The sequence below is a fragment of the Streptomyces sp. NPDC007189 genome (assembly GCF_040703635.1).
In the GTDB taxonomy this organism is placed as follows: domain Bacteria; phylum Actinomycetota; class Actinomycetes; order Streptomycetales; family Streptomycetaceae; genus Streptomyces.
In genome coordinates this window covers 79,012-92,409 of the sequence record NZ_JBEYEY010000014.1, presented here as the reverse complement: position 1 = coordinate 92,409, position 13,398 = coordinate 79,012, and the positions used below count along the sequence as shown (strand labels likewise).

At 75.3% G+C, this 13,398-nt stretch carries 14 protein-coding genes; 7 read left to right on the top strand and 7 right to left on the bottom strand.

Features of this window, described 5'->3' with window-relative positions; translation table 11 throughout:
• Window positions 1–11 precede the first annotated feature (11 nt).
• Window positions 12–1,448 carry an aldehyde dehydrogenase family protein gene (locus tag AB0950_RS26745; RefSeq protein ID WP_366779569.1) on the bottom strand — a complete coding sequence of 479 codons (1,437 nt, stop codon included), beginning with the start codon at window positions 1,446–1,448 and terminating at the stop codon, window positions 12–14.
• Between the two features lie 148 nt (window positions 1,449–1,596).
• Complete coding sequence (locus AB0950_RS26740) at window positions 1,597–2,598, bottom strand: LacI family DNA-binding transcriptional regulator (RefSeq protein ID WP_366779568.1); 1,002 nt, start codon at window positions 2,596–2,598, stop codon at window positions 1,597–1,599.
• 152 nt (window positions 2,599–2,750) lie between these two features.
• Here AB0950_RS26740 and AB0950_RS26735 point away from each other — a divergent pair, with 152 nt between their 5' ends.
• Window positions 2,751–3,434 carry a TetR/AcrR family transcriptional regulator gene (locus AB0950_RS26735; protein ID WP_366779567.1) on the top strand — a complete coding sequence of 228 codons (684 nt, stop codon included), beginning with the start codon at window positions 2,751–2,753 and terminating at the stop codon, window positions 3,432–3,434.
• The gene (locus AB0950_RS26730) at window positions 3,431–4,576 is read left to right on the top strand and encodes an NAD(P)/FAD-dependent oxidoreductase (RefSeq protein WP_366779566.1); all 1,146 of its coding nucleotides are present in this window, start codon (window positions 3,431–3,433) and stop codon (window positions 4,574–4,576) included. The genes AB0950_RS26735 and AB0950_RS26730 overlap by 4 nt, the downstream gene beginning before the upstream one ends.
• Before the next feature lie 85 nt (window positions 4,577–4,661).
• Here AB0950_RS26730 and AB0950_RS26725 read toward each other — a convergent pair whose 3' ends face one another.
• Complete coding sequence (locus tag AB0950_RS26725; RefSeq protein ID WP_360159771.1) at window positions 4,662–5,342, bottom strand: helix-turn-helix domain-containing protein; 681 nt, start codon at window positions 5,340–5,342, stop codon at window positions 4,662–4,664.
• A gap of 99 nt (window positions 5,343–5,441) precedes the next feature.
• Here AB0950_RS26725 and AB0950_RS26720 point away from each other — a divergent pair, with 99 nt between their 5' ends.
• Window positions 5,442–6,005, top strand: a complete 564-nt coding sequence (locus AB0950_RS26720; RefSeq protein WP_360159769.1) for an NAD(P)H-dependent oxidoreductase — start codon at window positions 5,442–5,444, stop codon at window positions 6,003–6,005.
• 76 nt (window positions 6,006–6,081) lie between these two features.
• Here the strand turns inward: AB0950_RS26720 and AB0950_RS26715 are convergent, their stop codons facing one another.
• On the bottom strand, window positions 6,082–7,077 hold the full coding sequence (locus AB0950_RS26715; protein WP_366779564.1) for a DUF5937 family protein: 996 nt from the start codon (window positions 7,075–7,077) through the stop codon (window positions 6,082–6,084).
• A 56-nt stretch (window positions 7,078–7,133) separates the two neighbouring features.
• On the opposite strand from AB0950_RS26715, the gene AB0950_RS26710 reads away from it, so the two are divergent.
• Together AB0950_RS26710 and AB0950_RS26705 are read left to right on the top strand one after the other, a co-directional pair.
• On the top strand, window positions 7,134–8,459 hold the full coding sequence (locus AB0950_RS26710; protein ID WP_366779563.1) for an MFS transporter: 1,326 nt from the start codon (window positions 7,134–7,136) through the stop codon (window positions 8,457–8,459).
• 34 nt (window positions 8,460–8,493) lie between these two features.
• Window positions 8,494–9,915 carry an amidase gene (locus AB0950_RS26705; protein ID WP_366779562.1) on the top strand — a complete coding sequence of 474 codons (1,422 nt, stop codon included), beginning with the start codon at window positions 8,494–8,496 and terminating at the stop codon, window positions 9,913–9,915.
• A 42-nt stretch (window positions 9,916–9,957) separates the two neighbouring features.
• Here AB0950_RS26705 and AB0950_RS26700 read toward each other — a convergent pair whose 3' ends face one another.
• Entirely contained in the window at window positions 9,958–10,386 is a 429-nt protein-coding gene (locus AB0950_RS26700; RefSeq protein WP_360159761.1) for a hypothetical protein, read from the bottom strand.
• Window positions 10,387–10,508: 122 nt separating this feature from the next.
• On the bottom strand, window positions 10,509–11,177 hold the full coding sequence (locus tag AB0950_RS26695; RefSeq protein ID WP_360159759.1) for a helix-turn-helix domain-containing protein: 669 nt from the start codon (window positions 11,175–11,177) through the stop codon (window positions 10,509–10,511).
• A gap of 132 nt (window positions 11,178–11,309) precedes the next feature.
• Between AB0950_RS26695 and AB0950_RS26690 the strand changes: the two genes are divergently transcribed.
• The gene (locus AB0950_RS26690) at window positions 11,310–11,720 is read left to right on the top strand and encodes a hypothetical protein (protein WP_360159757.1); all 411 of its coding nucleotides are present in this window, start codon (window positions 11,310–11,312) and stop codon (window positions 11,718–11,720) included.
• A 115-nt stretch (window positions 11,721–11,835) separates the two neighbouring features.
• Complete coding sequence (locus AB0950_RS26685) at window positions 11,836–12,282, top strand: type II toxin-antitoxin system PemK/MazF family toxin (protein ID WP_360159755.1); 447 nt, start codon at window positions 11,836–11,838, stop codon at window positions 12,280–12,282.
• On the opposite strand, the gene AB0950_RS26680 is transcribed toward AB0950_RS26685, so the two are convergent.
• Window positions 12,267–13,130 (bottom strand): TIGR02452 family protein, encoded by an 864-nt coding sequence (locus AB0950_RS26680; RefSeq protein ID WP_360159753.1) that lies wholly within the window; start codon window positions 13,128–13,130, stop codon window positions 12,267–12,269. The two genes, AB0950_RS26685 and AB0950_RS26680, sit on opposite strands and share 16 nt — an antisense overlap.
• Between the last annotated feature and the right edge of the window lie 268 nt (window positions 13,131–13,398).

The window sequence follows — 13,398 nt, the reverse complement described above, 5'->3', positions numbered from 1 at the left end:
CCCGGCGGTCCCTAGAACGGGTACGGCGCCACGTCGCCGCGTACGGTCGTCCAGCGCAGCTCCGTGAAGGCGTCCAGGTTGGCGTCGCCGCCGAAGCGGGCGCCGGTGCCGGACGCGGCGACGCCGCCGAACGGGGCGACCGCCTCGTCGTTCACCGTCTGGTCGTTGACGTGGACGATGCCGGTCGGGATCCGTTCGGCGAGGTCGAGGGCGCGCGCGGTGTCCCGGCTGACGATGCCGAGGGAGAGGCCGTAGGGGCTGTCCGCGGCGAGCGCCGCCGCCTCGTCGGCGGTGGTGAAGGAACGGACCGGTGCGACCGGGCCGAAGACCTCCTCGGTGTAGGCCGGGGTGTGCTCGCCGGTGCCGGCGAGCACGGTCGGCCGGTAGAAGAGCCGTTCGTGGGTGCCGCCCGCGGCGAGTTTCGCACCCCGGGCGGTGCTCTCCCGGACCAGGCCGTCGATCTTGGCGAGCTGTCCGGCGTCGATGACCGGGCCGAGGTGGACCTGCTCGCGGTGCGGGTCGCCGACGGCCAGCGAGTCCGCCTTGGCGGCGAGCCGTTCGACGTACTCGTCGTACAGCGAGGCATGGACGAGGTGGCGGCCGGTCGTCATGCAGATCTGGCCCTGGTGGAAGAAGGACCCCCAGGCCGCCGTGGAGATCACGGCGTCGAGGTCGGCGTCCTCCAGCACGATCAGGGCCGAGTTCCCGCCCAGTTCCAGGTGGGCGCGCTTGAGGTGGCGGCCGGCCGCCTCGCCGACGGCGCGGCCCGCCGCCGTGGACCCGGTGAAGGAGATGACGGGCACGAGCGGGTCCTCGACCAGCGCCGCACCCGTCTCGGCGCCGCCGGGCAGCACGTGCAGCAGGTCCTCGGGCAGGCCGGCCGCCGCGAAGACGGCGGCGAGGGCGAGGCCGCCGCAGACGGCGGTGCGCGGATCGGGCTTGAGGACGACCGCGTTGCCGAGCGCGAGGGCCGGCGCGACGGACCGGATGGACAGGATCAGCGGCGCGTTGAACGGGGAGATCACGCCCACCACCCCGACCGGGACCCGGCGGGTGTACGACAGCCGGGGCGCCTCGCTCGGCAGCACCTGGCCGGTGGGGCGGGAGGCGAGGGCGGCGGCCTCGTAGCACTCCTGGGCGGCCACGTGCAGTTCGAAGTCCGCCTTGCCGGGGACGGATCCGGACTCGCGCACGAGCCACTCGCGCAGCTCGCCGGCGTGCTCGGTGAACAGGTCCCCCGCCCGGCGCAGCACCTGCGCGCGCTGGAAGTGCGGGGCGCGGGCCCAGCCGGCCTGGGCGGCGCGGGCGGCTCGCGCGGCGCCGGCGACGTCCTCGGGAGCGGCGAGGGCGACGGTGCCGAGCGCCTCTCCGGTGGCGGGCTCGGTGACGGTGTGGGCGGGTCCGGTCAGGCTGCGGGCCTGCCAGGCCTCCGGGTCGAGCAGCGGCATACGGCTCTCCGATCGGTCGCCGGGCGGTACGGAACGGTTCCCCCGACCCTATTTGGTTGAGCGCGAAACCAATAGCGGTGCCGAACCCGCTTTCACCGGGAGGTGTACCCCGCTCACGCCGGACACTCCCCCGGCGCACACCAGACCCTCAGGTGGACTCGCGCGGCACCACCGAGGCGCCCAGGACCGTGTGCGTCTCCGGTTCGCCGCCGGGGTCGCGGACCGCCCGGTCGACCAGTTCGGCGAGGTCGCGGCCCGAGGGCAGTTCGATGTGCACCGTGCTCAGGCGGGGCCGCAGCAGCCGGCCGAGCATCAGGTCGTCCGCGCCGATCACGGCCACGTCCTCGGGGATGGCCAGGCCCTCGTCCTGCAGGGCGCGCATCAGGAGCATCGCGTACTCGTCGTTGTAGGCGAACACCGCGTCCAGCCCGAACCTCCGCCAGCTTCCGGCGAGTTGCGCCGCGGATTCCTCCGTGTACGCGAGCGGCAGCCCGGTCACCGAGGCGTCCGTGCCGCGCAACGCCTGGCGCACACCGGCGAGCCGGGGCCGCGAGTAGGCCTCCAGACCCGGCTCCTCGGGCACCACGACACCGATACGGCGGCGGCCGCGCGCGTACAGATGGGCGCCCGCGCACTGGCCGACGGCGTCGTGGTCCATCAGCAGGGCGTGCGCGCCGTCGACCCGGCCGGGACCGAGGGTGACCACGGCCCGGGCGCCGGAGCGCTTGAGCACGCCGACGCCCTGCGGCCCGAGGTCCGCGCCGGGCACCAGGACGGCGACCGGGCGCAACTCCGCCCAGGCGCGGGCGGCTTCGTCGCCCCGCAGGCCGACGCTGCCGTACTGCACGACGGTGTAGTCGAGCCGGCCGAGCGCCCACTGCAGTTCGTTGAGGAAGGCGCTGTAGAGCGGGCCGGCCGGGACCGCCGGGGCGGGCATGAGGACCATACGGCTGTGTCCGGCGCGCAGGCTGCGGGCGGCGGCGTGCGGGACGTACCCCAGCTCCCGCGCGGCCTCGCGCACGCGCCGGCGCGTCGGTTCGCTGATCCGTACGGCGCTGGTGTTGTTCAGGACGTAGGACACGGTCGCGCGCGAGACGCCCGCCAGGCGGGCCACATCGGCACTCGTGGGCGGGTTCGGTATCTGCACCATGACAGACGGCATCTTGGCAGAGCGGCGGGGCGCGGGCGGCGGCGGGGCGGCGTGGTTCACCGTTCGACGAAATCGGCGCCGCGAGTCGACCCATTGGCGAACATGTTCGATACGAACTTGTTCGCGACGAACATGTTCGGTACGGTCAGGTCATGACCGCTTCTCCCCGCTCCCGGCGCGAGCGTCCCGCCAAGCCCGCCCTGACCCGTGAGGGCATCGTCGCGGCCGCCGTGGCGATCCTGCGCGCGGAAGGGCTGCGCAAGGTGACCATGCGACGGCTGGCGCAGGAACTGGACACCGGTCCGGCCTCGCTGTACGTCTACGTCCGCAGCACCGACGAGCTGCACGCGGCCGTCCTCGACGAGCTGCTCGGCACCGTCGGCCCCGCCCCGGCCGAGGGCGACTGGCGGGAGCGGCTGGAGAAGGTGCTCGTCGCCTGCACGGCGATGCTGCTGGAGCATCCGAGCCTCGCCCGCTCCGCGCTGGCCGCACGGCCCAGCGGGCCGAACTACCTGCGCCTCATTGAGACCCTGCTGGACCTGCTCCACGCGGGCGGAGTGCCGCGCGCCCAGGCCGCCTGGGGCGTGGACCTGCTGCTGCAGCACGCCACCGCGACCGCCGCCGAACACGCCGGGGAGGAGTCCGCGGGCGACTGGCAGGCGCTGTCCCGCGCCCTGCACGAGGCCCCGTCCGACACCCATCCGCACATCGCCGCGAGCGCCGACGCGCTGCTCTCGGGCACCCCCGAGGCCCGCCTGTCGTGGACCTTCCAGACCTTGATCAACGGCATCGAGCGCACCGCCGTACCGGACCGACCCGACGGGGAGAACCCATGACCACCAGCCACCCCCACCACCCGATAGCCGTCGTCGGCGCCGGGCTCGGCGGGCTCGCGCTCGCCCGTGTCCTGCGCGTGCACGGCATCGAGGCCGCCCTGTTCGACCTGGACCCCTCACCGGCCGCCCGGATCCAGGGCGGCATGCTGGACATCCACGACGACTCCGGCCAGGAGGCCCTGCGCGCCGCCGGACTCCGCGAGCAGTTCCTCGAGCGCGTCCACTCCGGCGGCCAGGCCGTCCGGGTCCTGGACCGGCACGCCACCGTGCGGCTCGCCGAGGAGGACGACGGCTCCGGCGGCCGGCCCGAGATCGACCGCGGCGACCTGCGCGAGCTGCTGCTCGGCTCGCTGCCCGAGGGCGCGGTCCGCTGGGGCGCCAAGGTCACCGGCGCGCGGCCGCTGGGCGGCGGCCGGCACGAGGTGACGCTCGCGGACGGCACGGCGTTCACCACCGGCCTGCTGGTCGGCGCGGACGGCGCCTGGTCCCGGATCCGCCCGCTGCTCTCCCCCGCCCGGCCCGCGTACACGGGCGTGTCCTTCGTCGAGGCCGACCTGCTGGAGGCGGACCGGCGCCATCCGGCGAGCGCGGCCGTCGTCGGCGGCGGGATGCTCTTCGCGCTGGGCGCGGGCCGGGGCTTTCTCGCGCACCGCGAGACGGACGGCAGCCTGCATGTGTACGCGGCCGTCGAGGCGCCGGAGGACTGGATGGACGGCATCGACTTCGGCGACACCGAGGCGGCGAAGGCGGCCGTGCTGAAGGAGTTCGACGGCTGGGACGAGAGCCTGCGGGCCCTGGTCGCCGACGCCGACGGGGCGCTGGTGCCCCGGCGGATCCACGCCCTGCCGGTCGGCCACCGCTGGGACCGGGCGCCGGGCGTCACGCTGCTCGGGGACGCGGCCCATCTGATGTCGCCGTTCGCGGGCGAGGGCGCCAATCTGGCCCTGCTCGACGGCGCCGAGCTGGGGCTCGCCCTGGCCGCCCACCCCGGCGACACCGAGGCCGCGCTGACCGCCTACGAGGAGCGGATGTTCCGGCGCGCGCAGACCGCCGCGGCTCAGTCGGCGCACAGCGCCGGGCTGCTGTTCCGCGCGGACGCCCCGCAGGGACTGCTCGACATGTTCACGGGCCACGACGGCTGACGGGCCCCGTGGGGCGCCCGCACGGGTCTCCTCCTGCGGCGGTCCCGGCGCCGCACGCGCCGAAGCGCCGTGGCCCGACCGGTGCTCAGCGGGGCGGGTCGGTGCGGGTCACGCGGGCGACCAGGTCGATCCAGCCGGCCTCCAGCCGCCGCAGGGGCATGCCGCACTGCCTGGTCTGGTGGTGGATCAGCGCCGGGTCGAGGGAGTTCAGCAGGGTCTGGGCGAGCAGTTCGCAGTCGGCGTCCGGCACGATCTGCCGCAGCAGCATCGTGACGTGCGTGCGCAGCGCGGTGACCGCGGGGTGGGAGAACCGGCGGGTCGGCTCCGTCTGCGCGGCCAGCTGCAGGTCGAGCCGCTCTACCGAGCGGTACAGCACCGCCACGCCGAACGCCCTGAGCCGGTCCAGCGGGGGCGCCCCGGGCCCCAGCGGCGGCGGACCGGACAGGAAGTCGGCCTGCAGCGTGCGGTCCGAGTGGTCCAGCAGGGCCATCAGCAGTCCCGTGCGGTCGCCGAACCGGCGGAACACCGTCCCCTTGCCCACCTGGGCCGCCGCCGCCACCGCCTCCATGGTGACCCCGGCCACGCCGTGCTCGGCGATCAGCCGCGCGGCGGCCTCCAGCAGCCGGGCCCGGTTGCGCGCCGCGTCGGCACGCAGGCACGGCTCCTCGGGCCCCTCGCCCACCTGAAGCAACTGAGGGGCGTCGAGGGACTCTTGAGGTGGCGGGAAGGGCGGCAGGGCGCTGGGCATGAACACAGCGTAAAGCATCCGGAACAAAACTGGACCGCGGTCCGGTTAGAGTGATACAAACTTAACCGGACCCCGGTCCGGATCGTAACGACGACGTTTCAGCACCCTGGAGACCCCATGTCTGTTCGCATCCTCGCGCTCGTCGGCAGCCTCCGCGCCGGCTCGCACAACCGCCAGCTCGCCGAGGCGGCCGTCAAGCTCGCTCCCGAGGGCGCCGACGTCGTGCTGTTCGAGGGCCTGGCCGACATCCCCTTCTACAACGAGGACATCGACGTCGAGGGCAGTGTCCCGGCCGCCGCCACCAAGCTGCGTGAGGCCGCCCAGGGCGCCGACGCCTTCCTGCTGTTCTCCCCCGAGTACAACGGCACCATCCCGGCCGTCCTGAAGAACGCCATCGACTGGCTGTCCCGCCCCTACGGCGCCAGCGCCTTCGGCGGCAAGCCCGTCGCCGTGATCGGCACCGCGTTCGGCCAGTACGGCGGCGTGTGGGCGCAGGACGAGACCCGCAAGGCCGTGGGCATCGCCGGCGGCAAGGTGATCGAGGACATCAAGCTGTCCATCCCCGGCTCGGTGACCCGCTTCGCCGAGACCCACCCGGCCGACGACGCCGAGGTCGCCGCCCAGCTGACCGAGGTCGTCGCGCGTCTGCACGGCAACGTGGGCGAGGCCGCGGCCGCCTGAGCCGTACCCGCCGCGAAGGGGCCGGATCCGTCCGGCCCCTTTTCGCATGTCCGGCACCAACGACGCGTCCCCGGTGTCAAGGGCGCACGGGCGGCCCGCCCGACACCAGCGTCTCGGCCAGCGCGCTGCGCCGGTACAGTACCCTGCGGCCGTCCCGGGCGCGGGTCACCAGCCCCGTGCCGTACAGGACCCGCAGGTGCTGGGAGACGGCGCTCGGGGTCACGCCCAGCCGGCGGGCCAGTTCCACCGTGGGCAGGGGTTCCGCGAGCAGCCGCAGCAGGGTGGTCCGTGGCGCGCCGAGCAGGTCGGTGAGCGCGGAGGCGTCGGGGGCGGGTTCCGGTTCCCACAGGGTCGCGGTGCCCCGGCCAGGATAGGCGAGCATGGGCGGCGCGTCGGCGCTGACCGGGGGCGCCGGCTTGTGCGCGAACACCGAGGGGACCAGCCGCAGTCCCCGCCCGGCGCCGTCGACCGCGTGCCGGCCGATCATCTTGTCGATGGTCAGGACGCCGTCGCGCCAGCCGAGATTGGGGTGCAGTCCGGCGAACAGCGACCGCGCGCCGCCGGTCGCCAGCTGTCCCGCGCGGTGGGTGATGTCCGCCTCCAGCACGAGCCGGATCCGCGGCCAGTACGGCAGCAGGGCCGTGCGCCAGTAGCGGCGCAGCAACGAGCAGAGGGCGTCGAGAAGTTCGAGGACGGGGCCGTCACCGGGCGCGCCGGCCTGCCGGAGCGCGGCGGGGAGCGGGCGCGGGGCGTGCGCGGCGCGCAGGTCGAGCCGTACGGCCTGCGGGGGCGTGGCCCGTACGACGGCCAGCTCCTCCTGAAGCGTCGCGGTGTACGCGGTGGGCCGGGGCGTCAGGAAGTCGGGCAGGGCGAGCGTGGGGCCGACCAGGGCGGACAGCAGGGGCAGGTCGGCCGGGTCGAGGGCGGCGAGCACCGTACGGCGCCAGCCGCGGTGCAAGGGGTGCAGTGCCGGGGCCCGCAGGACGCGCAGGCTCTCCATCAGCTGGCTCAGCGGGGAGATCGCGAACCGGGTGTCGGCGAGGTCGTCGGCCCCGAGCCGGAAGCTGATCATTCAGCCCCCGCCTACATCGTTCGCCAACCGCCCGCGCGGGGCGTGGACTTGGGCACATGACGGATCGGCACACGGATCACCACACCGGGCAGCGTACTCCGCGGCTCGTCGCGCTGCTGTCCCTGGCCTGCGGGGTCGCGGTCGGCAATGTGTACTTCCCGCAGGCCGTGGCCCCGCTCGTGGCCTCGGGGCTCGGCGTCTCCTCCGGCGCGGCGGCCGCCGTGGTGACGGCGACCCAGTTCGGTTACGCGGCGGGCGTCTTCCTGCTCGTCCCGCTCGGCGACCGGCTGCCGCCGCGCCGCCTGCTGGTCACCCTGCTCACCGTGACCGGCGCCGCCCTGTGCGCGGCTGCCGCCGCGCCCGCGCTGCCGCCGCTGCTCGCGGCGAGCGTGCTGGCCGGGGCGAGCACGGTGATCGCCCCGCTGGCCGGCCCGCTGGCGGCCGGACTGGTCCCGGCGCAGCGGCGCGGCGCGGTCGGCGGCACGCTGCTGAGCGGGGCCCTCGCGGGCATGCTGCTCTCCCGCACGGCCGGCGGCGCCCTCGGCGACCGGCTGGGCTGGCGGGCGCCGTACGCGCTGGCGGCCCTGCTCACCCTGGCGGTGGCGGTGCTCCTGGCGCGGGCGCTGCCGGCGAGCGCGCCGCCGTCCCGGCAGCGCTACCCGCGTCTGCTGGCCGAGCCCGTCCGCCTGCTGTGCGCCGAACCGGCCCTGCGCCGCTCCTCGCTGTACCAGGCGACGGTGTTCGCCGGGTTCTCCGCCGTGTGGACCGGGGTGGCGCTGCTGCTGACGGGCCCGGTGTACGGGTTCGGCGCGGACGCGGTCGGGCTGCTCGCGCTGGTCAACGCGGTGACCATGCTCGTCACACCGGTCGCGGGCCGGCTGGTGGACCGGCACGGCGCCGACGCGGTGAACCTGGTCTGCTTCCTGACGGTCCTCGCCTCCGCCGCCGTCCTCCTCCCCGGCGCCCTCGGCCACACGCCCGGCCTGCTGTCGCTGGTGGCGGGCACGCTGCTGCTGGACGTCGGCATGCAGTCCGGCATGGTAGCCAACCAGGTGCGCGTCTACGCCCTCGCCGCGGACGCCCGCAGCCGCCTGAACACGGCCTACATGACCTGCGCCTACCTGGGCGGCAGCCTCGGTTCCTGGCTCGGCGCCCGCGCCTACGGGTGGTGCGGCTGGCCGGGGGTGTGCGCCCTGGTCGCGCTGCTGACCGGGCTGGGGCTGGTGCGGCACCTGGGTGCGCTGGCCGGTACGCGGACCGCAGGTCGCGACGGGACGAGGGGGCGCGGCAGGTCGGGAGGGCGCGCCGCCGGCACGCCCTCGTCCACGGCAATCCGGCCGAAACCCGCACGCGCGCCCGAATCCGACGTTACCGTTCAGTAGGACATCGCTCCCGCAGGCTTCCGGAGGCCGCGCCATGACGTACGACCGTTCCGCCGGTCTGGTGGAGACCCGCCGCGCGCTCGCCGCCGGGGAGGTCACCTCCCGTGCGCTGGTGGAACGGGCGTTGGCCCGGATCGAGGCGACGCAAGCGACGCTGAACGCCTTCCGGATCGTACGGGCGGAGGCCGCGCTCGCCGAAGCGGACGCCGCCGACCGGGAGCCGGCCGCCGGGACGCGGCGCCCGCTGCTCGGGGTGCCGGTCGCGGTGAAGGACGACATGGACGTGGCCGGGGAACCGACCGCGTTCGGCTGCGCGGGCGCCTTCCGCGCGGCCGCCGAGGACGGGGAGGCGGTACGGCGGCTGCGCGCGGCCGGTGCCGTGATCGTCGGCAAGACGAACACCTGCGAGCTGGGGCAGTGGCCGTTCACCGAGGGACCGGCGTTCGGGGACACCCGCAATCCCTGGCACACCGGGCACACGCCCGGCGGTTCGTCCGGGGGCTCGGCCGCGGCCGTCGCGGCCGGACTCGTGCCCGCCGCGCTCGGCTCGGACGGCGCCGGATCGGTGCGCATCCCGGCCGCGTGGACCGGCCTGATCGGCATCAAGCCCCAGCGCGGCCGGATCTCCACCTGGCCGCGCGGCGAGTCCTTCCAGGGCATCACGGTCAACGGCACCCTCGCCCGCACGGTCGCCGACGCGGCGCTGCTGCTGGACGCGGCGAGCGGCAACCACGCACGCGACCCGCACCGGCCGCCCGCCCTGACGGTGGCGGACGCGGTCGGCCGCGATCCGGGCCGGCTGCGGATCGCCCTGTCCCTGAAGCCGCCGTTCACCACCGTGCGGACCCGGCCGCACCCGGAGATCCGCGCCCGGGTCACCGAACTGGCCGAGGAGCTGGCGCGGTTGGGGCACGACGTGGAGGAGGCCGATCCGCCGTACGGGCAGATCGGGCTGACGTTCGTGCCGCGGGCCACCGTGGGGATCGCCGAGTGGGTGCGGGACGCCCCCGACCCGGCGCTGCTCGACCGGCGCACCCGGGACGCGGCCCGGCTCGGCCGGCTGCTCGACGGGGCCCCGCTGCGGGCGGCCCGGCGCGCGGAGGCGGTGCTGCACCGGCGGATCGGCCGCTTCTTCGCCTCGTACGACCTCGTCCTCGCGCCCACGACGGCCGCGCCCCCGCCCCGGATCGGCGCCCTGTACCGGCTGGGCGGGCTGGCCACGGACCGGGCGATGATCGCCGCCTGCCCGTACGCCTGGCCGTGGAACGTGCTGGGCTGGCCGGGCGTGAACGTGCCGGCCGGGTTCGTCGGCGACGGTCTGCCCGTGGGCGCCCAGCTCCTCGGGCCCGCCCACAGCGAGCCGCTGCTGGTGTCCGTCGCCGCCCAACTGGAGGCGGAGCTGCGCTGGCACGAGCGGTGGCCGCCGGAGCCCGCGCGCACGACGCGGGCCGCCTGACCGGTCAGCGCCAGGTTCGCGGGGTGGGTTCGTGTCGCGTCGTCACACCGTGAGCAGGCCGATGCCCAGGGCGATCAGGGCCGCGACCTTGAGCAGTTCCAGCCCCACGTACCAGAAGTGGCTCCGGGAGCGGGGCAGTTCCTCGCCCGCGAGGACCCGGTCGGAGCGGCGGTTGAGGTGGGGCCGGACGACGGCCAGCTGACCGAGGAGCAGCACCGCGACGAGGACGGTCAGCGCCGTGATGCCGGCCGGCGCACCGCCCACGGCGACCGCGACGATCACGACGACGGCCAGCACCGCCTCCACGGCGTTCAGCGCGCGGAAGACCAGCCGGCCTATGCCCAGGCCGATCGGCACGGTCACACCCGGGGCACGGAACTTCAGCGGGGCCTCCAGGAAGGAGATCGCCAGCACCATGCCGAGCCAGACGAAGGTGACCGCGCTCGCGGTGGCGGCGGACGTGACGTTCATCGGTGGGGGCCTTTCTCCGCCGAGGGCCGGCGGTGGAGCGGGGTGAGCGGGGTGGAGCGGGTGGAGTCGATGCACGGGGTGCGCGGGGGGTACGCGGTGCCCGGGTTCGCGGTGTTCGTCGGTCAGGCGGCGCCCGCCTCGGTCAAGTGGGCCACGCAGGAGTCCGGTTCGGCGAAGGGCTCCAGGCCGGTGGCCGTCAGCGGGGCGCCCAGCCGGGCCAACGCGCCCTGCATCAGGCCCAGATGGAGCGGGCACACCAGCTTCCCGTGTTCCTCGGCGAGTTCGAGGAAGGGGCAGTGCCGCAGCCGGATCCGCCGGGGCGGTCCGCCGGGCCCGTCCGCTCCCTCGGCCTGCGGGGCGAAGCCCAACTCGTCGAGCAGGGCGACGAGCGCGGCCACCGACCGGTCGGCCGCCCGCTCCTGCGGGGGCGGCGGCTGCACCAGCAGACGGCCCCAGGCCCGGCCGGTCTCCCTCGCCTCCTCGCGGGCCACAGCGGGGTCGGCGGACGCCCACCGGCTGAGCAGCATGCGGGCCAGGAGCCGGTAGTCACGCATGCCGCCGCGGTCCATCCCGGGGCGCACGGAGTAGACGCCGCGGGGCCGGCCGGGTCCCGGCGACGGCTCGGCCCGGCGCTCGACCAGGCCCTCGGCGACCAGGGCGTCCAGATGGAACCGCACCGTGTTCGGGTGGAGGCCCATCCGCTCGGCCGTCTCCGCGACGCCGAGCGGCGAGGGTGCGGCGTGCAGCACGTCCAGCACCGCTCGGCGGCGCGGGCTCTCCCGCCTGGTCACCTTCGAAAGCCCCTCTCCCATCCGGGCCGCATTTTTTCACGAATGCTACTTGTATTAATTGTAGGGTGAGCCGCGAGGACCAGCAGTGGGTACGTGTCCGCGAGGAGACGGAAGAGCCGAGGGGAACAGCAGATGACGTCGCGGTCCGCGAGGGACACCGGGCCGGCCGGCGGCGCGGCCGACGCCCGTGTGCTGTGCGACGCCCGGGCGCTGGCCGAGTCTCCGCCGCTGCCCGGCGGAGTGCTGTGGAAGCTGGCCGAGAGCGGACGGCAGCTCGACGCCAACGTGGTCCGGCTCGCCCCGGGCGACCGGATCACCGCGCACACCGAGACCCAGCTGGATGTGCTGGTCCTGGTGGTCTCCGGGGACGGCGCGCTCGGCACGGGCCCGGCCGGTGAGTCCCAGCCGCTCACCGAGGGGGCCCTGGTCTGGCTGCCGCACGGCGCGTCGCGCAGCATCAGCGCGGGCGCTGCGGGCCTGACCTATGTGACCGTCCATCAGCGCCGCCCGGGCCTGCAGATCGGCGCCCACCCCGGCGCCTGACGGACGGCGCCGGTAGGCATCGTCCCCTGACGGCCGCCCCGTCAAGCCCACGCCGGACAACCCACGCCCGGCAGGCGGGCCTTGCCGGTCACGCGTCGCCCATTAGGGTGCCCCCGTGACCACGTTTACCGATGAGAACATCCCCGGCCGGTACGGCCCCCACGCGACCACCGAAGCAGATCCGCGCCGGGTCGGCCGGGTGCGCACCGAGTACTCCCCGGCCCACGACGGTGACCCGGACCCCGGCGAGATCGTGTGGACCTGGGTGCCGTTCGAGGAGAACGACGGCCGGGGCAAGGACCGTCCGGTGCTGGTCGTCGCCCGGGAGGCGGCCGGCACGTTCCTCGCCGTGCAGCTGTCCAGCAAGCGGCACGACGGTGACCGGGAGTGGGTGGCCATCGGCAGCGGGCCGTGGGACCGGTCGGGCCGGGACTCATGGGTGAACGTGGACCGCGTCCTGCGGCTGCACGAGGAGGGCATGCGCCGGGAGGCGTGCGCGCTGGACCGGATGCGCTTCAACCTCGTCCGGCAGCGGCTGCACGAGCGCTACGGCTGGACCTGACCCGCGGACGGCGCACCCGCCGGGAGGCCGCGCGACTCCGGGAACGCCCGCGCGAACGCCTCCCGCACCACCGCCCCCGGTGTCCGGTCCAGCACCCCGAACACCACGTGCTCGAAGGTCCCGGCGAACCGGCCGCCGGGGCCGAGCAGCGCCCGGAACGCGCCCGCCACCTGCACCGGGTCGTTCTGGAACACCCCGCAGCCCCAGGCGCCGAGCACCAGCCGGCCGTAGCCGTGGGCGGCGGCCGTCTCCAGCACCCGCTCGGCCCGCGCCGCGAGGGCGCCGGGCAGGTCGGCGGCGCGCTCCGGTGCGGTGCGCCGTACGACGCCCGCGTTCGGGGCGGCGGCGGTGACGAAGCCCGCGCGGTACGGCTCGGCCAGCAGCCGGCCCCGGTCGTCGCGGAAGACCGGGACGGCCGGTGAGTGGATCACCCGGTCGGTGTAGAACGGGTCGCGGTGGGCGCGGTGGTGGTCGTAGAAGGCGGGGACCGTCAGCAGGCAGGTGTGCAGCGCGGAGGCGCGGCACAGGGCTTCCTCCTGGGCCTGGGCGCCGTTGAGGTAACCGCCGCCGGGATTGCGGGCCGAGGCGAAGTTCAGCACGGCGACCGGCTTGCCGGACAGCCGGCGGGCGGCCTCCAGGCTGCTCTCCCCGGTGACCTCGAAGACGGTCCCGGCGGTTCCACCCGTTTGCCGTAGCGGCACCGGGTCCGGACCGAACATCCGGGTGCCGGCCCGCGCGGCCTCGATCCACGCGGCCAGGGACACCTCCCGGCCGTCCGGCGCGCGATAGCCGCCCGCCGCCACGATCCGTTCCGTCTCGGCCGCGACGGAACGCAGGCGCGCGCTCATGGCGCCACCCCCGTGGGCGCCATGAGCGCGGCCCGCGCGATCTCCCCCGTCGTGCTCATGCACGCATCCTGAGTGATGCTGGTGGTGCGGTGCAACGGAGTTTCCCGCCCCCGGAACGAACCGGAGAACGCGTACGGAAAGGGAGATGACCGAACCGGAACGTCCGGACGGGCACCCTTGTGCCGAGCGGCTCGAGGGTCTTGGGTGGAACGCGTGCCTGCCCGGCCCCCTGTCCGAACCGGGCCGGTGACATGGTGGAATCTCAGGA